15 protein-coding genes, 2 tRNA genes and 3 rRNA genes are annotated in these 22,918 nt (G+C 58.2%); 17 read left to right on the top strand and 3 right to left on the bottom strand.

Annotated features, from left to right (window positions below):
• Positions 1-146 precede the first annotated feature (146 nt).
• The 11 genes from HWQ56_RS19260 to HWQ56_RS19210 all read left to right on the top strand — a co-directional run bounded on the left by HWQ56_RS19260 (position 147) and on the right by HWQ56_RS19210 (position 11,127).
• Positions 147-785: a tail assembly protein gene (locus tag HWQ56_RS19260; RefSeq protein WP_176571517.1), complete on the top strand. Its 639-nt coding sequence runs from the start codon at positions 147-149 to the stop codon at positions 783-785.
• A gap of 506 nt (positions 786-1,291) precedes the next feature.
• Positions 1,292-6,724, top strand: a complete 5,433-nt coding sequence (locus HWQ56_RS29130; RefSeq protein WP_176571516.1) for a TipJ family phage tail tip protein — start codon at positions 1,292-1,294, stop codon at positions 6,722-6,724.
• Positions 6,721-7,050 carry a hypothetical protein gene (locus tag HWQ56_RS19250; protein WP_245217781.1) on the top strand — a complete coding sequence of 110 codons (330 nt, stop codon included), beginning with the start codon at positions 6,721-6,723 and terminating at the stop codon, positions 7,048-7,050. Before HWQ56_RS29130 ends, HWQ56_RS19250 begins: the two co-directional genes overlap by 4 nt.
• Positions 7,050-7,727 carry a hypothetical protein gene (locus tag HWQ56_RS19245; RefSeq protein WP_176571515.1) on the top strand — a complete coding sequence of 226 codons (678 nt, stop codon included), beginning with the start codon at positions 7,050-7,052 and terminating at the stop codon, positions 7,725-7,727. The genes HWQ56_RS19250 and HWQ56_RS19245 overlap by 1 nt, the downstream gene beginning before the upstream one ends.
• A 7-nt stretch (positions 7,728-7,734) precedes the next feature.
• Positions 7,735-8,721 carry a tail fiber domain-containing protein gene (locus tag HWQ56_RS19240; protein WP_176571514.1) on the top strand — a complete coding sequence of 329 codons (987 nt, stop codon included), beginning with the start codon at positions 7,735-7,737 and terminating at the stop codon, positions 8,719-8,721.
• 60 nt (positions 8,722-8,781) lie between these two features.
• The gene (locus HWQ56_RS19235; protein WP_176571513.1) at positions 8,782-8,997 is read left to right on the top strand and encodes a hypothetical protein; all 216 of its coding nucleotides are present in this window, start codon (positions 8,782-8,784) and stop codon (positions 8,995-8,997) included.
• A 62-nt stretch (positions 8,998-9,059) separates the two neighbouring features.
• Positions 9,060-9,518 carry a structural protein P5 gene (locus HWQ56_RS19230; RefSeq protein WP_176571512.1) on the top strand — a complete coding sequence of 153 codons (459 nt, stop codon included), beginning with the start codon at positions 9,060-9,062 and terminating at the stop codon, positions 9,516-9,518.
• Positions 9,515-10,081, top strand: coding sequence for a lysis system i-spanin subunit Rz (locus HWQ56_RS28960; RefSeq protein WP_209008687.1), 567 nt, complete (start codon positions 9,515-9,517; stop codon positions 10,079-10,081). The genes HWQ56_RS19230 and HWQ56_RS28960 overlap by 4 nt, the downstream gene beginning before the upstream one ends.
• 77 nt (positions 10,082-10,158) lie before the next feature.
• Positions 10,159-10,377: a hypothetical protein gene (locus HWQ56_RS19220; RefSeq protein ID WP_176571511.1), complete on the top strand. Its 219-nt coding sequence runs from the start codon at positions 10,159-10,161 to the stop codon at positions 10,375-10,377.
• On the top strand, positions 10,377-10,673 hold the full coding sequence (locus tag HWQ56_RS19215; protein WP_176571510.1) for a hypothetical protein: 297 nt from the start codon (positions 10,377-10,379) through the stop codon (positions 10,671-10,673). The genes HWQ56_RS19220 and HWQ56_RS19215 overlap by 1 nt, the downstream gene beginning before the upstream one ends.
• A 70-nt stretch (positions 10,674-10,743) precedes the next feature.
• A complete protein-coding gene (locus tag HWQ56_RS19210) occupies positions 10,744-11,127 on the top strand; it encodes a response regulator (RefSeq protein WP_176571509.1) in 384 nt (127 codons plus the stop codon).
• Positions 11,128-11,464: 337 nt separating this feature from the next.
• On the opposite strand, the gene HWQ56_RS19205 is transcribed toward HWQ56_RS19210, so the two are convergent.
• Complete coding sequence (locus HWQ56_RS19205) at positions 11,465-11,680, bottom strand: hypothetical protein (protein WP_176571508.1); 216 nt, start codon at positions 11,678-11,680, stop codon at positions 11,465-11,467.
• 1,625 nt (positions 11,681-13,305) lie between these two features.
• Here HWQ56_RS19205 and HWQ56_RS19200 point away from each other — a divergent pair.
• The 5 genes from HWQ56_RS19200 (at position 13,306) to rrf (ending at position 18,544) form a co-directional block, all read left to right on the top strand.
• Positions 13,306-14,841 (top strand): 16S ribosomal RNA (locus HWQ56_RS19200).
• Positions 14,842-15,007: 166 nt separating this feature from the next.
• Positions 15,008-15,084: transfer RNA gene (locus HWQ56_RS19195), tRNA-Ile, on the top strand.
• Positions 15,085-15,094: 10 nt separating this feature from the next.
• Positions 15,095-15,170: transfer RNA gene (locus tag HWQ56_RS19190), tRNA-Ala, on the top strand.
• A gap of 224 nt (positions 15,171-15,394) precedes the next feature.
• Positions 15,395-18,287, top strand: a 23S ribosomal RNA gene (locus HWQ56_RS19185).
• Between the two features lie 141 nt (positions 18,288-18,428).
• Positions 18,429-18,544: ribosomal RNA gene (gene rrf, locus HWQ56_RS19180) — 5S ribosomal RNA — on the top strand.
• The 16S, 23S and 5S rRNA genes sit together here with 2 tRNA genes alongside, the layout of an rRNA operon.
• Positions 18,545-18,719: 175 nt before the next feature.
• On the opposite strand, the gene HWQ56_RS19175 is transcribed toward rrf, so the two are convergent.
• Positions 18,720-18,935, bottom strand: a complete 216-nt coding sequence (locus HWQ56_RS19175; protein WP_158157379.1) for a hypothetical protein — start codon at positions 18,933-18,935, stop codon at positions 18,720-18,722.
• Between the two features lie 106 nt (positions 18,936-19,041).
• Positions 19,042-19,998, bottom strand: coding sequence for a LysR family transcriptional regulator (locus HWQ56_RS19170; RefSeq protein ID WP_176571507.1), 957 nt, complete (start codon positions 19,996-19,998; stop codon positions 19,042-19,044).
• Positions 19,999-20,176: 178 nt separating this feature from the next.
• On the opposite strand from HWQ56_RS19170, the gene HWQ56_RS19165 reads away from it, so the two are divergent.
• Positions 20,177-22,705 (top strand): beta-glucosidase H, encoded by a 2,529-nt coding sequence (locus HWQ56_RS19165; RefSeq protein WP_176571506.1) that lies wholly within the window; start codon positions 20,177-20,179, stop codon positions 22,703-22,705.
• The last annotated feature ends 213 nt before the right edge of the window (positions 22,706-22,918 follow it).

Genomic DNA, 22,918 nt, shown 5'->3' with positions numbered 1-22,918 from the left:
CTAGTTGAGCTGGCGAAAGCTTACGGGAAGCAGGTTCTTAAAGAACGATTAGGTGTGGAGTTACCCTGAGTTTATCGTGGCGTAAAACCGCGCGAATTCACAAGTTAAGCGCACTTTTGCAGGTTTGGTATTGCTTAGGAGAAACCATGTCCACTCCCAATTACGAGCCAGGCCAGCGCCTTCGCACCATTCGCCTATACGGAAAACTTGGCGCCCGATTCGGCCGTGTGCATACCCTGGCCGTGGCCAGCGCCGCCGAGGCCTGCCGTGCTCTCTCGGTGCTCCTTCCCGGCTTCGAGCAGTTCATGTTCGAAGCAAAGGACAAGGGCATCGTCTTCGCCGTCTTCCACGGAAAACGAAACATCAGCCACGAAGAATTTGGCGATCCACCGGGCCGCAACGAGATTCGAATTGCTCCCGTAATCCAGGGCAGCAAGCGCGCGGGTACTCTGCAAACGGCTCTCGGCGTTGCACTGATTGTTGCAGCGTCCTTTTTTGGCGGCCCGGCAGGCGGCTCTGGGGCCGCTTCGCTGTTCGGCGGGGGTGTTTGGGGCGTGGTCGGTACCATCGGTATTTCAATGGCGATTGGCGGTGTCGCGCAGATGATCACCAATACTGCCAATGGCCTCAGCACGAGTGATAGCGCTGACAATCGGGCCAGCTACAGTTTCAGTGGACCGGTGAACACCCAGGCTCAGGGAAACCCTGTGCCGCTGGGTTACGGCCGCATGATCGTCGGAAGCGCTGTAGGCAGCGCAGGTATCTACGCTGAGGACCAAGCGTAATCGACGGCCGCCTGTAACGGCTGTGCTACATTCCGCGGTTTCAACGAAGAGGGATCGACATGAAAGTCATATGGGGCTTGTGTATGGCGGGGCTACTGGCCGGCTGCTCAACGTCGCCTGTATCACCAGGGACTGCGGACAAGGTGCCTGCATCTCGTTACACGTACAGTGGTGATGGTGCCTCGACAATTGTCGTGACCCGCGACAGCGGTTCGTACGGATCTGGATGTAACTATCGGCTGTTCATCGATGGTCAAGTAGCGGCTGAGTTCGCATCTGGCGAAGTGGCTACCTTCAAGGTTTCCCCTGGCCGACACATCCTCGGCATCAACCCAAGCACTATGTGTGGGGGTGGAACTCAGATCGAGTCCGAGATTGAGCTTAAGCCGGGCGAGTCGGCTAGACGCCGAATCTCCCTTAACTCTGGCGGTTTTTACCTCACACCTACTGCCTACTGAAAATTGAAACCCGCTCCGGCGGGTTTTTTTACGCCTGGAGAAAAGTGCATGGGCGCAGCAGCACGCGGTATCAGCGGTCACAAGTCCAGTGGCGAAAGTCAGAAGTCCCCCACCGAGACCCCCGACAGCCTGATCAGCACCGCCTATGCCAAGGTGCTGGACTTGATCAGCGAAGGGCCCATCGTGGGCCTGGTCAACGGTTACCAGTCGATTTACCTGGACAAAACACCGCTGGCGAACGCCGACGGCTCGTTGAATTACACCGGTGTCACCGTCGGCATCCGCACCGGCGAAGCAGATCAGGAATATCTGCCCGGCTTCCCCTCGGTGGAAAGCGAAACCGCCGTGGGCGTCGAGCTGAAATACGCGACCCCATGGGTGCAGCAGATTACCAACGTCGAGCTGTCCGCCGTGCGCATTCGGCTATCGGTGCCCTATCTGACTTACACGGACAGCAGCGGCAACATCAACGGCTATGAGGTGAAATACGCCATCGACGTGGCTACCGATTCGGGCGCCTATGTCGAGGTGCTGGCCACTTCTTTTAACGGCAAGACCACCAGCACCTACGAGCGAAGTCACCGAATCGACCTGCCGGCCTCGACCACTGGATGGCGGGTGCGCGTGCGGCGGCTGACTGTGGACTCGACCAGTTCGAGCATCCAGAGCACCACCAACATCGCCTCGTACACCGAGATTATTGATGCCAAGCTGCGTTACCCATACACCGCGGTGGTGGGCATCACTGTCGATGCCTCGCAGTTTTCGAGCATCCCCGCCCGGGCGTTCGACTGCAAGCTGCGCATAATCCGTGTGCCAAGCAACTACACGCCGGAGACACGGAGCTACTCGGGCGTGTGGGATGGCACGTTCAAACTCGCATGGACTGACAACCCAGCGTGGATCTACTACGACCTGATCCTCAATGATCGCTATGGCCTGGGCCAGTTGATCAGCGCGGCCCAGGTGGACAAGTGGGCGCTCTACCAGATCGCAGGGTACTGCGACGAAATGGTGGACGACGGGCAGGGCGGTACCGAGCCACGGTTCACCTGTAACCTCTACCTGCAGACTCGCGCCGATGCGTTGCAGGTACTGCAGGATCTGGCCAGCATTTTCCGGGGCATGGCCTATTGGGCCGCCGGCAGCGTCACTGCATCGGCAGACATGCCCAGCGATCCGGTTTACACCTACAACCAGGCGAACGTGATCGACGGCAAGTTCACCTACGTGGGCAGCGCCAAGAGCACTCGCTTTTCTGTCGCTCTGGTGAGCTGGAACGATCCGTCGGACTTCTATAACAAGAAGGTCGAGTATGTCAGCGACCAGAAAGCTCTGGCGCGCTACGGCGTGCAGCAGACTGAGCTGACGGCGTTCGGTTGCACGTCCCAAGGTCAAGCCCAGCGCCTGGGCCATTACACGCTCCTGACCAACCTCCTGGAGAACGAGACCGTTTCGTTTTCCGTGGGTATGGATGGTGCCATCGCGCGACCAGGTCAGATCGTGCGCGTGGCCGACGAGGCCAGGGCAGGGCGTCGTATTGGAGGGCGGATCAAAACAGCCACGGCCAACACCGTGACGCTGGATGCGGACGCAACCATTGCTGCCGGCGACACGATTGTCATCATCCTGCCAACAGGCAGCGCCGAGACGCGGCTGGTGAAAAGCTACGCCAACCGAGTCGTTACCGTGACCACGCCGTGGACGTCGCAACCAGTAGCCCAGTCGGTGTTCGCTATTGAAACAGCAGACTTGGTGCCGCAAGTGTTCCGGGTACTGACAGTACCGGAGAACGCGGGCGACGAGGGCCTGGCTTACGACATTACTGCCGTGAAGCACGTGGCGAGCAAGTTTCCCGCCATCGACAGTGGCGCGCAGATCGTCCAGTTGCCGGTGACTGTAATCCCGTCCAGCGTCCAGGCGCCGCCGGCTGATATTCAGCTGTCGACCTACAGCTCGGTAGACCAGGGCATTGCAATCACTACCATGCGCGCCGAGTGGGTTGCGCCTGCTGGCGCCGTCTCCTACGACGTGTGGTGGCGCCGCAACAGCAACGACTGGGTGTATGCCGGCCGGACTTACTCGGCAAGTATCGAAGTTCGCGGGATCTATTCCGGTACGTACCTGGTGCGTGTTGCCGCGCTCAATTCGATGAATACCGCGTCGATCTGGGGCTATAGCGAATCCACGGAGCTGCAAGGCAAGGTCGGCCTCCCGCCGGCGGTCACATCCCTCACGGCCACCAGCCAGATCTTTGGTATTGGTCTGGCGTGGACCTTTCCGGCAGGGAGCGATGACACCCAACGTACCGAGCTATGGTATTCCACCACCCCGTCGCTAGATGAGGCGACCAAGTTAACCGACCTGGCGTATCCCCAGGCTGATTACGCGATGCAGAGCCTGCTGGCCGGGGCCACTTTCTTTTTCTGGGCTCGCTTGGTGGACCGCACCGGTAACATCGGCTCGTTCTACCCAGCCGGCAACGGAGTGATGGGGCAAGCGAGCACGGAGGCGGGGCCGATCCTCGAACTTATCGCTGGCCAGATCGACGAAACTGCCCTGGGCCAAGAACTGAAGGACCGCATCGACCTGATCGACGGCCCGCCAAGCCTGCCGGGCTCGGTCAGCGATCGGCTGAGCGAACTGGGCACCCAGGTAACGGAGGTGACCAACCAGCTGCAGGACCAGATCAACGCCATTGGCGATATCGCCGACTCTGCGGCCTACAATCCGGACAAGGCCTACACCTTGGGCCAGAGCGTGCTGGCGGACGACGGCAAGCTGTACCAGGCCAAGGGCGACGTGCCGGTCAACACCCCGCCGCCGAACACCACCTACTGGGCCGACGTGGGCCAGGCAGTGGCCGACGCCAACGGCCTGGCCGCGCGTGTGACCACGACCGAAACCCGGCTGACTTCAGTAGAGGGCGTGAACACCAGCCAGGCCAGCCAGATTGATGGCCTGCAGAGCTCGCTCAACGGTAAAGCGGATGCCTCGGCGCTGAACAGCCTGACCACCCGGGTATCCTCGGCTGAAGGCACCATCAGCAGCCAGGGCACGGCACTCACCGGCCTCAACAACAGCCTGACCGCGACCAACGCCAACGTGACGGCCGCGCAGACTGCTGCGACCAACGCTGCAACCCTGGCCGGGTCCAAAGGCAAGGTCATGGTTCAGACCGCCACGCCGGCGGCTGCTGACCAGCTGGCGCAAAACCTGTGGATCGATATCACCGGTGGCGCCAATACGCCCAAGCGCTGGAACGGCTCCGCCTGGGCCGCGGTGACCGACAAGGTGGCCACGGACGCAGCTGCTGCCGCGGCGAATGCCCTGGCCGTGGCCAACACCAAGGCCGACGCCTCGACGGTCAGCGCGCTGACCAACACCGTCACTCAGCAGGGGACCACGATCACCGCTCAAGGGACGGCGCTGACCGCCGTCCAGGCTTCGGTGGCTGGTATGTCGCCGGACAACCTGATCAACGATCCAGCATTCGCCAACGCTGCAGATACGGTCAGCTCCAGCTCTTCGGTCTTCGACCGGACATCTAGCAGCGCGCCGGCAAATGGGCCAACTGCACGCCTGTTGCGCGTTCCGTTCAGCAGCGCCACCACGAATAGTTACGTGAGCTTCTGGACGGTGCCCCAGGTTCGCGCGCTGGTGGGAACCTACGCCGAGGCGATGCCTTGCAAGCCAGGGGAGGTGTACACCTTCTCGATGTGGGTATTCACCGAGGGAACCACTGGCAGGGCCGTGCAGCCCTACATCAACCTGTTCGTGGACAACACCAGCAACACATCGCCGCTGGCGCTGAGTGGGGCGAACACGGTCGCGGACGGTGCATGGACGAAGATTTCGTACCAGTTCACCATCCCGGCCGGCTACTACTACATGCTCATCCGTATCCGGTACCGCGCTGGCGACGCTGTTGTGGCCTGGGTGTCCGACCCTCGCCTCAACAAACAGTCGGATGAAGACGCAGCGCAGGCCTCTGCTACCTCAGCGCTGGATGGCCGGGTCACTCAGACCGAAGCCGGTTTGACCAGCCAGGGCAGCCAGCTCACGTCGCTGACCAACTCGGTAGCCGGCAAGGCGGACAACAGCGCGCTCCAGGCGCTGGCGTCCACCGTCAGCCAGCAGGGCAGCACGCTGGACAGCCAGGGCACGGCGGTCACCCAGTTGCAGAGCACCATCGGTGGGATCGGTGGCGCGGGCACCAACCTGTTGCCGGACGACTACAGCTGGCTGACCTCGACCACGCTGCCGGCGACGGTAGTGAACACCCTGACGCGCCTCGGGGTGGCCGTGGCCGCTGCGGCGTCGGGCTTTGGCATCAAGATGACCCTGGGCAGCGCGGTGACCACGCAGTACCTGATGCTGGCGCCGTCCAACAATGCCGCCGGCTACAACATCGACATGGAAGCAGGAAGCTACCTGGTGTCGATGTATGTGCAAGGGAGCGCCGCGGGCAGCATGCGGGTCTCGATGTACAGCGGCACGCATCGCTACTCGGCGAACGTTGCCTTCACAACGACCCGTCAGCGCCTGGTGTTCGTCTGCACGGCCACGGCCGCCGCGCGCGCGGCGATCACCATCTACCCGAACATGGCAGGTCTGGCAGCCGGTACCGAGATCGTCATTGATAGCGTGATGATTGAAGAGCAGATCGGCACGGGTACCGCGCCGTCCGCTTTCGTGGCGGGGCCGTCCGCCCGGGCGATAGCTGCGCAGGCCACGGCGCTCAGCACGCTGGATACGCGCGTCACTCAGACCGAAACGTCGATCACTGCCCAGGCCACTCGCCTGGATGGTCTCTACGTGCAGGTCAACCCGGCAACGGCGGGTGATTCCACGGGTTACGCCGGGTCGAGCGCGATGTTTGCAGGCGTCTGGTCCGAACAATCGGCCCGGATCGAGGATGGTGTGGCTACGTCTCAGCGGATAGATACCGTTCAGGCGAGCGTCACGGACACCACCAACGCGCTGGCGGTAACCAACGCCACGGTTCAGCAGACCAGCCAGGCAGTGGCCACCCTGGACGGCAAGGCTTCTGCTTCCTGGTCGGTGAAGCTGCAGGTCAACGCCAGCGGCCAGTACGTGATGGCGGGTATCGGCGTGGGTATTGAGAACACCGGCGCCGGGTTGCAGGGCCAGGTTCTGGTAAGCGCCGACCGGTTCGCTATCGTCGGCACATTGGCAGGCGGCACCAGCTACACCCCGTTCGTGGTCCAGGGCGGCCAGGTGTTCATCAACTCGGCCTTCATCCAAGACGGCACCATCACCAACGCAATGATCGGAGCGTACCTGCAATCCACCGACTACGTCGCGGGCAGCACCGGATGGCGCCTGGATAAGGCCGGTACCTTCGAGATCAACGGCAATGTAGCGGGGCAGGGCAGGATGGCCATTACCAACCGTGCCGTGAAGGTATACGACGGCTCCGGCGTGCTCCGGGTGCAATTGGGGGATTTGAGCGCATGAGCTATGGAATGCGTATCTGGGGTGCCGACGGGGCGCTCCAGATTGATGAGACGTCGTTCACGATGCGGGTGGTGTTATCGGTCGAGGTGCTCAGGTCGGCGTTCCCAGCCGGCCAGAGCTACCAGACCTTTTCGGTTCCGGGAATTACTACCGCAAATGCGGTAGCCACGGTGGTGCCAATCGGCACTTATGCGAACTACATTACGCAGTTTGAAACAGAAGTGTTGGCTGATTCGGTCAGAGTTTATAACTACATACGCGGCTATGCGGGCACGTTCACCAGTACGGCCACGTCTATGCGGTTAATCGTCATAAGGTTTAAGTGATGACTTTCGGTCTGCAGTTCATGAACAACAGTAATGTCGTGACGCTCGATAGTGAGTACGCGCGACTTTGCGTTTTGTGCAGTGGGCGGTTTTCGCCCACGCAGGAGTCTGGGCTTGGTTCGGTTACCACGTTCCCCTCCGTAATCACCAGCACCGAGCCACCCCTGATTTTTGTGCGGCCCGACACTGTAAACGCGGTGGCCGGGCTCTGCCTTGCTGCGGTATATGGGTCGCCGGGCGCCTGGACGGGCTTCTACATCAGGGCGTACGACGTGAACACTGCTCAGCCCAATGGGCGCTATTTTGCAGCCGCATTCATGGCTTCTCCGGTCGCCCAGTTCGGTATGAGATTGTGGGACGGTGCGACAAAACTTTTGTTCGATAGTGGTACGCCGTCGGCAGTTTTCACACGGGCCTTCCAGAACTGGAACTATGTGAAGACCACATTCTCCTCCCCGACGTATTTCAACTACTACTCGGTGGATTTTGATTTCCCAGCCAATGAATACATGATGATCAATAACTTCAGCATGTTGATGGTGGGTGGTAGTGCAGCTGGACGGATGGTCTATTCATGGTGGGACTTTCCCGCCGGGAAGTTATGGACGGTGACCTCTGCAACCTCCAATCCATACGCCTTCTACCTGCCCGCGCTTTTCGCAAAGATGAATTCATAGGAACGATATGTCTAAACAAACGCTGAACCTCGGCACTCCACCCGCGGGCGCCGACGGCGACACCGTGCGCGGTGCATTCGTCAAGACCGAAGCCAACATGGTTGAGATTTACAACCAGCTTGGCGCGACCGGCACTCCGCCGGCTTTGCCTGCTGCTTTGCCAATTGCCAAGGGCGGTACCGGGGCAAGTACTCAGGCGGGGGCGAGGACAGCGCTAGGCGTTGGCCCGGGGGATGCCCCAACTCTTACCGGCCTCGAGTTGACCGGAGGTGCTTATATTGATTTTCACTATAATTCATCGGCGGCTGATTATACCTCTAGAATTATCGCGAACTCTGCAACAAACGTAACGGTAATGGGGGCGGGCTCTACTGGATTGAGTATGGGGGGCTCCTTCTTCCCCAATACAGATGGCGGAATGAACTGTGGTACCGGGCAGAATCGATTCGCTTCGTTGTACGCTGTTACCGGTACTATCAATACCTCAGATGCTCGCGAAAAAACTGAAGTTTCGAAACTGACGGATTCAGAAGTGTCGGCGGCTATGTTGCTTGCTGCTGAAATCGGTTCATATAAATGGCTGTCATCAATCGTCGTAAAAGGTGAAGATGCACGTACTCACATAGGGATGACTGTGCAGAGGGCAATTGAAATAATGAGCGGCCAAGGCTTGGATGCCATGAGTTATGCCTTCATTTGTTATGACGAGTGGCCGGCCCTGGAGGAAATAACCGAAGAAGTTATTCGTGGAAATATCTATTCAGCTGGCGAGCCTCTTTATCAAAATGTTCCTTACTCTCAGTTTCAACAATATAAGGATTTTCCAGCGTTTACCTGGGAAGAAACCTCCCGGGAGCAGGTCGTAATTCAGGAAGCTCGCGACGCCGGTAACCGGTATGGCTTCCGATACGACCAACTCGGACTTTTTATCGCCCGCGGCCAAGAAGAACGCCTGGCCCGCCTGGAGGCGAAACTTTCAGCCTCGGCAACCTAATTAACCGCCTATCCCCAATGCCCGTCATCTATGCGGGTTTTTTTCGCCTGGAGAATCACCATGCCCTTCATCGTCATCAATTCAACCAATGCCTTCGACGCGGCCAACCAGCAGACCTACGCCACGGCTGAAGAGGCCGACGCAAAGGCCCGCGAGATACTGGCCGCCCAGCCCCAGGCGATCGTACGCACCGCGCAGTTGCTCAATACCTACAGCGCCGAGGTGACCATCACCGCCACACCGGTACCGGATACCGAGCCTGACCCGGCTGCCTGAGCCAGGCACACCTACCCATGCCCGCCGCCGAGCGGGCTTTTTTTCGTCTGGAGAAAAAGTAAATGCCAGCCATTCCCCGCGGCGTCCGCAACAAAAATCCTGGGAACATCGACTACAACCCGCGCAACGCCTGGGTGGGCCAGATCGGTCTTGAGCCCAAGAGCGCCGGCGTGCCGAATCCGCGCTTCGCCGAGTTCGACTGCCCGGAAAACGGCATCCGTGCACTGGGCAAGTTGATCCTCGCCTATCGGGGCAAGGACGGCATGCCTGGTGTAGGTAAGCCTGGCATCGATACTGTTACCGAAGTGATCACCCGATGGGCCCCGGGCAACGAGAACAACACTGCCGCCTACATCGCGGCCGTGGCCAAGCGGATGGTGGTGCTGCCCACAGCACCGCTGGTGCTGGCTGACTTCAAGACCCTGCTGGGCATCACCATGGGGATCATCAACCACGAAAACGGCGGCATTCCGTACACCCAGGCGGTGATCGAGGAAGGCGTGCGCAGGGCTCTGGCATGAACGAGACCCTGATCAAGTCGTATGTGGCCGCCGGCCTGGTGCTGCTGCTCATGGCCGGCAGCTTCTACGTGGCCTGGGTCTGGCAGGCCAACAGCTACGGCGAGCAACTGGCCGCGCAATCGGCCGGGTACCAGGCGCACCTGACCGCCATCAACAACGCCGGAGCCGCGCAGACCAGCAAGGCCCTGGCGATACAGCAGGCGGCCGAGCAGAAGGCCGCAGATATCGACGCCCAGCGCACCAAGGAGAAAACCGATGCTCTCGCCGAAAACGAAACCCTGCGCCAGAAGTACGCTGCGACTCAGGCTGCCAATGACCGCCTGCGCGCTGATGTTGCTGCTGGCACTCAGCGGCTGCGGATCGCGGGCAGTTGCTCCGCAAATGGTAGCGGTAGCAGCGGGGTGCCCGGTACCGCCAGCGCCGCCGGCGTGGGCAATGCAGGAACAGTCGAACTCAGTGGAGAAGCTGGACAAGCTGTTTTCGATCTCCGCGCCGACCTCATCCGCGAGCGCTCAGCCCTGAAGGCCCTGCAGGACTATGCCCGGGTGTGCCACGGCGGATAGCTTGCGCGCCAAGCATAATTGACCGGGCAAATCAGGTTCCGGATACTGTTCGCATATACAGTATTCCGGTGCTCACGATGTTTCCCTACAAAGACCCTTTTGCCGACGGCTCGCCGACACTGCTGGAGACCTACAAGCACCAGTGCGTGCTGCTCGAGACGGAGCTGAACGAAGCTTACCGCGACATTCAGGCCGCGCGAGACCGGATCGCCCGCCTGGTGCAGATCACCGAAAAGCTCACCCGCCAGCGGGACGCTCTGCGCGCCGACCTGGCCCGGCTGCAGGGTGGCCGGTGATGCACTTCCTGGTGGTTCGCCGGCGGCACCTGGGCGTGGCACTGGACGCCGATGAGCTGCGCAAGGCCCAGCCTGTACGCGGCGGGATCGCGGTGGAGGAGGAGCGAGTTGAATGCCTGAAGCGGGTTTCCAGGGTCGCCAAAATTCGAGGGGCGTGGCCAATGCAGCCGCCGCTCTTGCCGCTGTTGCTAGACGTGAACTTGGCCAGCATGGTTCCCAACGGACTGATCCTGAGCGGCATCGAGGAAGTGGATGGCGTGATGTATGCGCAATCGTGGTGGTGCAGGCTTATATAAAATCTCTGGGTTTCGTGCCTCGAGTGGTGTAAATAGAACCGCAAACCCATAAGGCCGTACTGGAGAGCTGATGGATAACCGCTTCCCGCTGAAGAAGCTGGTGGTCATAATCGAGGATGATGCGGCAATTCGAATGCTGGTAGAGGAGATGATGACTGACTTCTTCAACCACTGCGTTTCGTTTCGCACCGCCGACGAGGGCCTTCAATACTTGGCAAGCGTTCAGGGCGTCTGTGACCTGGTTATTGCGGACTACGGTGTTCCCGGAGCTCTGACCGGCGCGGATCTCTTGAATGAAGTGAAACAGCGATGGCCTGAGGTTCCATTAATGCTCACCTCAGGATACGCATCGGAAGTCATTGAGATCCCGTCACATGTGCTTTTTCTCCAAAAGCCGTGGTCAATGGAGGCTCTTTCGCAGGCTGTGCGTCAGGTGTCGTTTAAGCCGCTCTAGCTGTCTTGCTTTCCCTCCGGCGCCTGGTCATCCCTCAACTCCAAATATCGAATGGAGAATATCGTGTAGGTCACGCCACGGGAGCTGAGGCTCATCCGTTTTGGCCATACAATCAGCAGCGTGGACAAAAGGCTTCGCCCGGTACCGCTTGTCCTGAGCCCGTCCGCACCGGGAGCACTGGATGCTATCTCCTATCAGCCTCCATGACTCGTTCCATCTCCTGAGCTTGATCGGCCTGTCTGGCATGACGTCCGCCTCGGTAATGGCAATAAGGCATCATGCCCGGGGCAGTCAGCGCTTCATAGAGGGTGGACGTGCCAATTCGTCAGGTATTTTCTCAGCGTGACGCCTCCTTCCCCAGCTCTTCGAGGCAGTGGCCGATGAGCTCACTGGAATCGTCCAGCGCGCTCAACGCGTCGCGAGCATTCCTCGCCGCCTGGGCACCGCCGTTCTGCTCGGCCCACAGGGCCAGTTCCTCGATGGCCGCGCCGAGGGCGTGGTTCGATTTGACCTGGGCGACCATCAACCGTTGAAGCATCTGTACTGCTGTCATGGAAATCCCTCCGTTGGAAATCGGAGGGTAGCACTGCTTTTTGTGAAGGTGTTTTTACAGTCGGCAGGACGCCGTAAGATGGGGTACAGATCTGCGCAAAACCACAGCTGGAGGCCGCGCATTTCCGTTTGCAAAACCACTAAAATCCGTGTTTTTTGCACTGTCTGAAACTGGTAAAATACCTTTTAAATCAGGTAGTTACGCTATGAAAAGCCTTAGCATGGGGTGCTAGGGGTCGAGTGTTCGAATCACTCCGTCCCGACCATATAATTCAATGACTTAGCCCAATCTGAAAAGGTTGGGCTTTTTCATGTGCGTGACGTTTGCGTGACCTTTCTTATTTCAGTGCCTACGTGTGGTTCTCGATTGCCGACTGGCCGCCCTCACGCCCCTGCCTCCGACCTTGCAGCGGTCAGTAATGCGTACGTCCCGACTTCTAGTGCCGCTGGTCTTTGGTGTTAGCCTCGCCCAGCATCTTTCAATTTAGGCTGATGAAGTTCGCTCACCTGTCTGTCCGCCGCGCCCGATGCAGCAGGCTCTTGTTGGGTGGGGTACAAATGTACTTCTCGTGGGTGGAATCCTTGCTTCGCCCTCTCATGTGCTGAGCTGCGGCGCCCACCGTGGATCGGATGGCGGTAATTCTGTTGGGATGGGATTTGGATGTTGGCTGCCTGTTTCTCGGTCTTGGTCCAATTCTGATGTTTGGGGAGGAAGAGCGAGTGGTGGGTGGCTTTCTATTTAGGGAGTGGATTGGAACTATATAGAAGGGGAGGGGGCATGCCGGGGGCATAAAGGCCACCAGGTGTAGGGCTCTGGCTTTCCGGTGTTCTCAAGACGGAGCGCCGCCCGCGCGGCGCGTTCGCGAGCAAGCTCTGCTGCAACATGCTGGGACGTCACCGCGACCGCCTAGTTGCACCGACACAGATCTGCAGCGAACAAACAAGGCGGCCCAGGTGATGGCACAGACATAACTGGCCCGAAACAGACGTGGGAGCGGGGGCGGCGCCGAGCCCTTGCCCGCGAAGCTCCGCGCGGGCGGCGCTCGATCTCAAGAACACCAGAAGCATCAAGGCATGCACCTGGCGGCCTTTATAAGGTGCCAAGCAGGGAACCTTTTGACTTAAAAGACAATTTCCCGAAATTAACCCTTGACGCCCCCGCAGATCTCTCTATAATTCGCCCCACTTCCGGCGCAGACCAAACGGAAAACTCCTTGATAATCAAGCAGTTAACCAAAGTGGCCCGCTCCGAAGTGTTTCGATTTTAATGTCGAAAGCGGTGAAAAGGCAGTTGACAGCGACTCAAATCGCTGTAGAATTCGCCTCCCGCTAACGAGAGATCGAAGCGAGTCAAGTGGTTGAAGTTGTTAGAGATTCTCTGAAAACTTCAAAATAAACGCTTGACAGACTCTGAGGAAAGCGTAGAATGCGCGCCTCGGTTGAGACGAAAGAATCAACCAACCGCTCTTTAACAACTGAATCAAGCAATTCGTGTGGGTGCTTGTGACTCAGACTGATAGTCAAAAAGATTATCAGCATCATAAGTTACTCCACGAGAAATCATGGTTTAACCAACGATTGCTGAGCCAAGTTTATAGGGTTTTCTCAAAACCCGATTGCAGTATTGAACTGAAGAGTTTGATCATGGCTCAGATTGAACGCTGGCGGCAGGCCTAACACATGCAAGTCGAGCGGATGAAGGGAGCTTGCTCTCTGATTCAGCGGCGGACGGGTGAGTAATGCCTAGGAATCTGCCTGGTAGTGGGGGACAACGTTTCGAAAGGAACGCTAATACCGCATACGTCCTACGGGAGAAAGCAGGGGACCTTCGGGCCTTGCGCTATCAGATGAGCCTAGGTCGGATTAGCTAGTTGGTGAGGTAATGGCTCACCAAGGCGACGATCCGTAACTGGTCTGAGAGGATGATCAGTCACACTGGAACTGAGACACGGTCCAGACTCCTACGGGAGGCAGCAGTGGGGAATATTGGACAATGGGCGAAAGCCTGATCCAGCCATGCCGCGTGTGTGAAGAAGGTCTTCGGATTGTAAAGCACTTTAAGTTGGGAGGAAGGGTTGTAGATTAATACTCTGCAATTTTGACGTTACCGACAGAATAAGCACCGGCTAACTCTGTGCCAGCAGCCGCGGTAATACAGAGGGTGCAAGCGTTAATCGGAATTACTGGGCGTAAAGCGCGCGTAGGTGGTTTGTTAAGTCGGATGTGAAATCCCCGGGCTCAACCTGGGAACTGCATCCGAAACTGGCAAGCTAGAGTATGGTAGAGGGTAGTGGAATTTCCTGTGTAGCGGTGAAATGCGTAGATATAGGAAGGAACACCAGTGGCGAAGGCGACTACCTGGACTGATACTGACACTGAGGTGCGAAAGCGTGGGGAGCAAACAGGATTAGATACCCTGGTAGTCCACGCCGTAAACGATGTCAACTAGCCGTTGGGGTCCTTGAGACTTTAGTGGCGCAGCTAACGCATTAAGTTGACCGCCTGGGGAGTACGGCCGCAAGGTTAAAACTCAAATGAATTGACGGGGGCCCGCACAAGCGGTGGAGCATGTGGTTTAATTCGAAGCAACGCGAAGAACCTTACCAGGCCTTGACATCCAATGAACTTTCCAGAGATGGATTGGTGCCTTCGGGAACATTGAGACAGGTGCTGCATGGCTGTCGTCAGCTCGTGTCGTGAGATGTTGGGTTAAGTCCCGTAACGAGCGCAACCCTTGTCCTTAGTTACCAGCACGTTATGGTGGGCACTCTAAGGAGACTGCCGGTGACAAACCGGAGGAAGGTGGGGATGACGTCAAGTCATCATGGCCCTTACGGCCTGGGCTACACACGTGCTACAATGGTCGGTACAGAGGGTTGCCAAGCCGCGAGGTGGAGCTAATCTCACAAAACCGATCGTAGTCCGGATCGCAGTCTGCAACTCGACTGCGTGAAGTCGGAATCGCTAGTAATCGCGAATCAGAATGTCGCGGTGAATACGTTCCCGGGCCTTGTACACACCGCCCGTCACACCATGGGAGTGGGTTGCACCAGAAGTAGCTAGTCTAACCTTCGGGGGACGGTTACCACGGTGTGATTCATGACTGGGGTGAAGTCGTAACAAGGTAGCCGTAGGGGAACCTGCGGCTGGATCACCTCCTTAATCGACGACATCAGCTGTATCATGAGCTCCCACACGAATTGCTTGATTCATTGAAGAAGACGATATCGGTAACAGCTCTTAACTGAGTTGTAGGTCAGTTGGTTAGAGCGCACCCCATGCTTTGTGGTAAAGAGCAGGGTGAGGTCGGCCTAAGTAGCTCGAAATTGGGTCTGTAGCTCAGTTGGTTAGAGCGCACCCCTGATAAGGGTGAGGTCGGCAGTTCGAATCTGCCCAGACCCACCAGTTTCTTGTTGGGGCCATAGCTCAGCTGGGAGAGCGCCTGCCTTGCACGCAGGAGGTCAGCGGTTCGATCCCGCTTGGCTCCACCATCCTTTGTTACCTTGTCAAAGCTTAGAAATGAATATTCGGATCGAATATTGATTTCTGAACTTTATCAGAATCGTTCTTTAAAAATTTGGGTATGTGATAGAAAGATAGACTGAACGTTACTTTCACTGGTAACGGATCAGGCTAAGGTAAAATTTGTGATTCGAATTGCAAATTTTCGGCGAATGTCGTCTTCACAGTATAACCAGATTGCTTGGGGTTATATGGTCAAGTGAAGAAGCGCATACGGTGGATGCCTTGGCAGTCAGAGGCGATGAAAGACGTGGTAGCCTGCGAAAAGCTTCGGGGAGTCGGCAAACAGACTGTGATCCGGAGATGTCTGAATGGGGGAACCCAGCCATCATAAGATGGTTATCTCAAGCTGAATACATAGGCTTGAGAGGCGAACCAGGGGAACTGAAACATCTAAGTACCCTGAGGAAAAGAAATCAACCGAGATTCCCTTAGTAGTGGCGAGCGAACGGGGACCAGCCCTTAAGTTGATTTGAGATTAGCGGAACGCTCTGGAAAGTGCGGCCATAGTGGGTGATAGCCCTGTACGCGAAAATCTCTTGTCAATGAAATCGAGTAGGACGGAGCACGAGAAACTTTGTCTGAATATGGGGGGACCATCCTCCAAGGCTAAATACTACTGACTGACCGATAGTGAACTAGTACCGTGAGGGAAAGGCGAAAAGAACCCCGGAGAGGGGAGTGAAATAGATCCTGAAACCGTATGCGTACAAGCAGTGGGAGCAGACTTTGTTCTGTGACTGCGTACCTTTTGTATAATGGGTCAGCGACTTATATTCAGTGGCGAGCTTAACCGAATAGGGGAGGCGTAGCGAAAGCGAGTGTTAATAGCGCGTTTAGTCGCTGGGTATAGACCCGAAACCGGGCGATCTATCCATGGGCAGGTTGAAGGTTGGGTAACACTAACTGGAGGACCGAACCGACTACCGTTGAAAAGTTAGCGGATGACCTGTGGATCGGAGTGAAAGGCTAATCAAGCTCGGAGATAGCTGGTTCTCCTCGAAAGCTATTTAGGTAGCGCCTCATGTATCACTGTAGGGGGTAGAGCACTGTTTCGGCTAGGGGGTCATCCCGACTTACCAAACCGATGCAAACTCCGAATACCTACAAGTGCCGAGCATGGGAGACACACGGCGGGTGCTAACGTCCGTCGTGAAAAGGGAAACAACCCAGACCGTCAGCTAAGGTCCCAAAGTCATGGTTAAGTGGGAAACGATGTGGGAAGGCTTAGACAGCTAGGAGGTTGGCTTAGAAGCAGCCACCCTTTAAAGAAAGCGTAATAGCTCACTAGTCGAGTCGGCCTGCGCGGAAGATGTAACGGGGCTCAAACCATGCACCGAAGCTACGGGTATCATCTTTTGATGATGCGGTAGAGGAGCGTTCTGTAAGCCTGTGAAGGTGAGTTGAGAAGCTTGCTGGAGGTATCAGAAGTGCGAATGCTGACATGAGTAACGACAATGGGTGTGAAAAACACCCACGCCGAAAGACCAAGGTTTCCTGCGCAACGTTAATCGACGCAGGGTTAGTCGGTCCCTAAGGCGAGGCTGAAAAGCGTAGTCGATGGAAAACAGGTTAATATTCCTGTACTTCTGGTTATTGCGATGGAGGGACGGAGAAGGCTAGGCCAGCTTGGCGTTGGTTGTCCAAGTTTAAGGTGGTAGGCTGAGATCTTAGGTAAATCCGGGATCTTAAGGCCGAGAGCTGATGACGAGTTGTCTTTAGACGACGAAGTGGTTGATGCCATGCTTCCAAGAAAAGCTTCTAAGCTTCAGGTAACCAGGAACCGTACCCCAAACCGACACAGGTGGTTGGGTAGAGAATACCAAGGCGCTTGAGAGAACTCGGGTGAAGGAACTAGGCAAAATGGCACCGTAACTTCGGGAGAAGGTGCGCCGGTGAGGGTGAAGGACTTGCTCCGTAAGCCCATGCCGGTCGAAGATACCAGGCCGCTGCGACTGTTTATTAAAAACACAGCACTCTGCAAACACGAAAGTGGACGTATAGGGTGTGACGCCTGCCCGGTGCCGGAAGGTTAATTGATGGGGTTAGCTAACGCGAAGCTCTTGATCGAAGCCCCGGTAAACGGCGGCCGTAACTATAACGGTCCTAAGGTAGCGAAATTCCTTGTCGGGTAAGTTCCGACCTGCACGAATGGCGTAACGATGGCGGCGCTGTCTCCACCCGAGACTCAGTGAAATTGAAATCGCTGTGAAGATGCAGTGTATCCGCGGCTAGACGGAAAGACCCCGTGAACCTTTACTATAGCTTTGCACTGGACTTTGAATTTGCTTGTGTAGGATAGGTGGGAGGCTTTGAAGCGTGGACGCCAGTTCGCGTGGAGCCATCCTTGAAATACCACCCTGGCAACTTTGAGGTTCTAACTCAGGTCCGTTATCCGGATCGAGGACAGTGTATGGTGGGTAGTTTGACTGGGGCGGTCTCCTCCTAAAGAGTAACGGAGGAGTACGAAGGTGCGCTCAGACCGGTCGGAAATCGGTCGTAGAGTATAAAGGCAAAAGCGCGCTTGACTGCGAGACAGACACGTCGAGCAGGTACGAAAGTAGGTCTTAGTGATCCGGTGGTTCTGTATGGAAGGGCCATCGCTCAACGGATAAAAGGTACTCCGGGGATAACAGGCTGATACCGCCCAAGAGTTCATATCGACGGCGGTGTTTGGCACCTCGATGTCGGCTCATCACATCCTGGGGCTGAAGCCGGTCCCAAGGGTATGGCTGTTCGCCATTTAAAGTGGTACGCGAGCTGGGTTTAGAACGTCGTGAGACAGTTCGGTCCCTATCTGCCGTGGACGTTTGAGATTTGAGAGGGGCTGCTCCTAGTACGAGAGGACCGGAGTGGACGAACCTCTGGTGTTCCGGTTGTCACGCCAGTGGCATTGCCGGGTAGCTATGTTCGGAAAAGATAACCGCTGAAAGCATCTAAGCGGGAAACTTGCCTCAAGATGAGATCTCACTGGAACCTTGAGTTCCCTAAAGGGCCGTCGAAGACTACGACGTTGATAGGTTGGGTGTGTAAGCGCTGTGAGGCGTTGAGCTAACCAATACTAATTGCCCGTGAGGCTTGACCATATAACACCCAAGCAATTTGCGTCGAATGACCAGATTGCGGTGTCGTGAAGATGACACGCACCGAAAGTTTGCAGTTCACAAATACCATCACATACCCGATTCGCTGGAGTGCCTCCCAAGGGCATCCTGGCTACAGAATTTCTTGACGACCATAGAGCATTGGAACCACCTGATCCCATCCCGAACTCAGCAGTGAAACGATGCATCGCCGATGGTAGTGTGGGGTTTCCCCATGTGAGAGTAGGTCATCGTCAAGATTAAATTCCGAAACCCCCAGTTGCGAAAGCAGCTGGGGGTTTTGTCTTTCTGGCGTTCGGCAGGGCTACCGGCGTGCTCCTGACGCGCCCTGGCTGGCGTCCACAAAAAAGCCCAACCTTCACAGGCCGGGCTTTTTCATGTTTTCGAGCGTTCTGCCCGGGCTTAGCTTGAGCCTCAGTTGCTCTTGCTGTTGAGCTTGCGCAGCTCTTCATACGTCGCCGACTGCACGAACCAGAACCCCGAAACGATGCACCAGCTCAACGTGCCCACCACGAAGGTCCCCACACCTACCAGGAAGCTGTTGAACAGCATCACGATTGCCGTGAGCCAGATAACGCCAAGGGCAATGTAGAGAACGGTGTTGTTGACGCTGATCACGAAATCTTTCATGACTATTCCTTTTGAATCATGACAATGGCCGCCTCCATGGCGTCCAAGGTCGGCCATCATATGGCCATCCTTGCACCATGGCCAGCCCGACGCGGATTGGCGCTGCTCAAACTGCCAGATCGAAGCGCCTCACCGCGTTGTCACCCGCTGCGACGTACAGCTCGTCTGCTTCGCCGATAGCCATCGCCATGGCCCTGGCAAGCGATGACAACGCGCGGTCGGCGCGATACACCACACCAAAGCAGGTGCCGCCTTGCAGCAGGCCCTGGGGTGCATCGATGAAATTGAGGCGTTCCACCTCACCCTTGGCGACTAGGTAGGCGACCACGTCTTCGCCCGCTATCCCGACCAGGTTGGAACCCACCGCCATCTGCACCAGCATGTCGGTGTGTTTGCACTCCAGGTTGATTGGGAGCGTCGCTCGCCCCGCCTGCTCGGTTAGCAACACGCGCAACTCCGCGGGTAACGAGGAACACGCCATTGGGTAATCGGCCAATGCGCGAAACGACGTGGCGCCGCTGCTCAGCAGCGGGTGACGCAGGCGGCAGAACAACTGGAAGCGGCGAGGGCGCAAGGCTTGAGTGACATAGCCCTTGCTCGTTTCGATATGGCGCAGGTCTGCAATCAGCAGTTCGATTTCGCCGCTGTCCAGGTATTCCTTGAGGGTGTCAGGGGTTTCAACACGCAAATCGATCCGCGTGTCCGGGTGCTGGTCGAGAAAGGTTGCTAGCGCCGCCGGTATCAGGCGCGCGGCGGGCAGGGGGCCGCAACCCAGGGCCAAGGTGGGAGTATTGGCCTGAGCCTGCCCCAGCAGGTCGGCACGCAGGTTGCTCACACCCACGATGATGTCACGGGCGCGGCGGTGCAATTCGCGCCCCTGGGCCGTCAGTGTGAAACCGCGCCCACCCGTGCTGCGCTCCACCAACAGGCAGCCGAGGTTCTGCTCCAGCGCCTGAATGCTGCGGCTGAACGCGGATTGGGTAATGAAGGTGGCTTCAGCGGCGCGGGTGAAGTTGCCGTGTTCGGCCAAGGCCACGAAGTGGCGCAGTTGGTGCAGGTCCATGACCAGTCTCACAGGGAATGATGGTGATGCAGACAATGCGTTTCACAGCACTGTCTGGGCTCGCTATAACCCAGGCCAGTGGTGGGGAAGAGGCTACAGTAATAACTTTCAGATTCTAAATTCTGATTGTTTATAACCATATTTCTCCTCGCCGTTGTCCAATTCGAGGAGATTCACCATGCCTTCACCCCTGCGCCTGGTCGCTGGCGCTGCGTTTCTGATGCTGTCCACTCTGAGCCACGCTGATGTGCCGCAACGTGCCAAGGCACTGCTCGCGGCCATGACGGTAGAGGAAAAATCGGCGCTGCTGTACGGCTATGGCAGCAAGGTGGTCGAAGGCCAGCAGTGGCAGGTCTACGTGAAAGGTATTCCGCGCCTGGGGATTCCCGACATGACCCAGGGTGACGCCCCCAGTGGCCTGATGATCGGCAGCCGCCAGGTCACGCAGATGCCGGCCTCGGTGGCGCTGGCCGCTACGTTTTCCCCGGCGGTGGCGCAGGCGTATGGCGAGGTGATCGGCAGTGAGACCCGTGCCCTGGGCTATGGTGTGATACACGGGCCCAACGTGGATGTGCTGCGCGACCCACGCCATGGTCGTGCCCATGAATCCTTCGGTGAAGACCCGGTGCTGGTGTCTGCCATGGCCACCGCCTACGTGCGCGGCGTGCAGCACCATCAGGTGCTGGCCGACGCCAAGCATTTCGCGGTCAACACGGTAGAGCAGGATCGTTTGCAAATGGATGCGCGTATCGATTTGCGAACCCTCAACGAACTCTACCTCGCACCGTTTCAGGATGTGGTCGAGGACGGTGACGTGGCGATGGTCATGTGTGCCTATAACAAGATCAACGGTGTGCACGCCTGTGATGATCGCGGCCTGATTCATGACCTGCTGCGCCAGCGCTGGGGCTTCACCGGTATAGTGCGCACGGACGCAGGCGCCCATCATGGGCTAGAGTCGCTGCGCAATGGCGTGGACCAGGAGTTTCGAGTCGCCGACCAGTACGGCGATCGCCTGCTGGCCGCCATCAAGGCTGGCAATTTCGCCGAGGCACCGGTGGATGAGGCGGTGCTGCATATCCTGGAAACCATGATGCGCCACGGTATCTTCGACAATCCGCCGGCCCGCACGGTTGCCGACCTCAACGCCGATGCCGTGAAAGCCCAGGACGTGGCCGAGCGCAGCATCGTGCTGCTGAAGAACAGTCAAGGCCTGTTGCCGTTGAGCCCTGGCATTGGTAGCTTGGCGTTGATCGGGGCCAGTGCTGATGACACGCTGACGGCTGGCGGCCCCGCCAACCCGGCCCCCGCGGGCAAGGACACGGTGCTGCAGGCCTTGCGCCAGCGCTTGCCTGCTACCCGTATCACCTACGCGCCGGGCACCGACGCTGTATCACCCGCCTCGCTGGCCCCGGGCTTTGCGCCGTTGCCCCGGGCGATGCTCACGCACCTGCAGGCGCGCTACGACACCGGCGCCCAACAGGTTGATGGCTGCTTGTGCTTCACTCCCATGCGCGGCTTTCAGGACATGGCCCTGTCCAGCGTCGCCCACTACCAATGGCCACCCGAGCACGCACGTTCGGTCACCTGGCAAGGCCAGTTGCAGGTCAGTCAAGCTGGGGACTATGGCCTGGATCTGGTCGGCCAGGGGCGCGCGCGCTGGCAACTCGACGGCCAGGTAGTTCTGGCGCTTGATGCCACGCAGCCCGGTAGCCGTGTCCAAAGGCATATCTACTTGAGTACCGGTGCCCATCGCCTGCAAGTGACTTACGACAAGGCTGGTAGCGAAGGCCAATTGAAGGTCGGGCTGCAACCCCCGCCCGGTGTACTGGACGCCCGCATGGCGGCGGCCGTCGAGGCGGCACGCCAAGCGGACGTTGCCGTGGTTATCGCCCGCGACCTCGCCAGCGAAGCCAACGACCGCCCCGGCCTGAGCCTGCCCAATGATCAGGACCGACTGATTGCAGCCGTTGCCGCTGCCAACCCGCGTACCGTGGTGGTGTTGACTACGGGTAGCGCCGTGACCTTGCCATGGCAGACCCAGGTGCCGGCGCTGCTGGAAGCCTGGTATGGCGGCACTCGCGGCGGGGCAGCGATCGCCAGCGTGCTGGTGGGCGAGGTGAACCCGGGTGGTCGGTTACCGGTGTCGTTCCCGGCCAGTGAAAAAGACTTGGCCACGTCGCCGCTCACCAGCTTCCCGGGCGTGAATGCGGTGGCACTGTACCCGGAAGGCTTGGCCACGGGGTACCGCCACCACACTCGCAGTGGGGCACCGGCGGCGGCCTATCCGTTCGGCTTCGGCCTGTCGTACAGCCGGTTCACGTACCGCGCCCTGCACCTGGGTACCGACCATTTCACCGTCGGCACTCCTGCCGCCGACGGTACCTTCAAAGGCGTGCCTGCGCTGCAGGCCACCGTCACCGTGCAGAACGCCGGGAACCGCGCCGGGACCGTGGTTGCACAGCTATACCTGGAATTCCCCCTCGCGGCGCAGGTGCCAGCGCCGCTACTCAAGGCCTTCGACAGCGTGTATCTGCAACCGGGCGAAAGCCGGGTTGTCACGTTCAACCTCGACCAGCGTGCTTTTTCCACCTACGACCCACAGCGCCGCGCCTGGCAGGTCGTGCCTGGCCGCTACAGGATAAAGGTCGGTGACAACGCCGTGGAGCTGCCGCTGAGCCTGCCAGTGCGGGCCATCGCTCCCTGACCCAGACGCGCCATGCATGACAGGCATGAGATTTTCGGCTTGTACATCGCCCCCGTCACGCTGCTAAAAACACCACCGGCGGGGCAGGGGCCCCGTCCATGAAAAAGGCGTGCCCTTCGACCTGACCCGATCACGGGAAGCCAGGGCGTCGTTCGGCGTTGCTTAGGTGCAATGCCATCGGCGCTGGAACCGGCTGCCGGATAATCACACAGG

This window comes from Pseudomonas eucalypticola (assembly GCF_013374995.1).
Taxonomy (GTDB): Bacteria; Pseudomonadota; Gammaproteobacteria; order Pseudomonadales; family Pseudomonadaceae; genus Aquipseudomonas; species Aquipseudomonas eucalypticola.
This window is presented reverse-complemented; position numbering and strand designations above follow the sequence as displayed.

Bases quoted from the DNA above. Each gene is read 5' to 3' on its own strand.
- HWQ56_RS19175 (WP_158157379.1), bottom strand. From the start codon at position 18,935: ATGAAAGATTTCGTGATCAGCGTCAACAACACCGTTCTCTACATTGCC.
- HWQ56_RS19170 (WP_176571507.1), bottom strand. From the start codon at position 19,998: ATGGACCTGCACCAACTGCGCCACTTCGTGGCCTTGGCCGAACACGGC.
- HWQ56_RS19245 (WP_176571515.1), top strand. From the start codon at position 7,050: ATGACTTTCGGTCTGCAGTTCATGAACAACAGTAATGTCGTGACGCTC.
- HWQ56_RS19210 (WP_176571509.1), top strand. From the start codon at position 10,744: ATGGATAACCGCTTCCCGCTGAAGAAGCTGGTGGTCATAATCGAGGAT.
- HWQ56_RS28960 (WP_209008687.1), top strand. From the start codon at position 9,515: ATGAACGAGACCCTGATCAAGTCGTATGTGGCCGCCGGCCTGGTGCTG.
- HWQ56_RS19165 (WP_176571506.1), top strand. From the start codon at position 20,177: ATGCCTTCACCCCTGCGCCTGGTCGCTGGCGCTGCGTTTCTGATGCTG.
- HWQ56_RS19230 (WP_176571512.1), top strand. From the start codon at position 9,060: ATGCCAGCCATTCCCCGCGGCGTCCGCAACAAAAATCCTGGGAACATC.
- HWQ56_RS19205 (WP_176571508.1), bottom strand. From the start codon at position 11,680: ATGACAGCAGTACAGATGCTTCAACGGTTGATGGTCGCCCAGGTCAAA.
- HWQ56_RS19240 (WP_176571514.1), top strand. From the start codon at position 7,735: ATGTCTAAACAAACGCTGAACCTCGGCACTCCACCCGCGGGCGCCGAC.
- HWQ56_RS19215 (WP_176571510.1), top strand. From the start codon at position 10,377: ATGCACTTCCTGGTGGTTCGCCGGCGGCACCTGGGCGTGGCACTGGAC.
- HWQ56_RS19220 (WP_176571511.1), top strand. From the start codon at position 10,159: ATGTTTCCCTACAAAGACCCTTTTGCCGACGGCTCGCCGACACTGCTG.
- HWQ56_RS19235 (WP_176571513.1), top strand. From the start codon at position 8,782: ATGCCCTTCATCGTCATCAATTCAACCAATGCCTTCGACGCGGCCAAC.
- HWQ56_RS19250 (WP_245217781.1), top strand. From the start codon at position 6,721: ATGAGCTATGGAATGCGTATCTGGGGTGCCGACGGGGCGCTCCAGATT.
- HWQ56_RS29130 (WP_176571516.1), top strand. From the start codon at position 1,292: ATGGGCGCAGCAGCACGCGGTATCAGCGGTCACAAGTCCAGTGGCGAA.
- HWQ56_RS19260 (WP_176571517.1), top strand. From the start codon at position 147: ATGTCCACTCCCAATTACGAGCCAGGCCAGCGCCTTCGCACCATTCGC.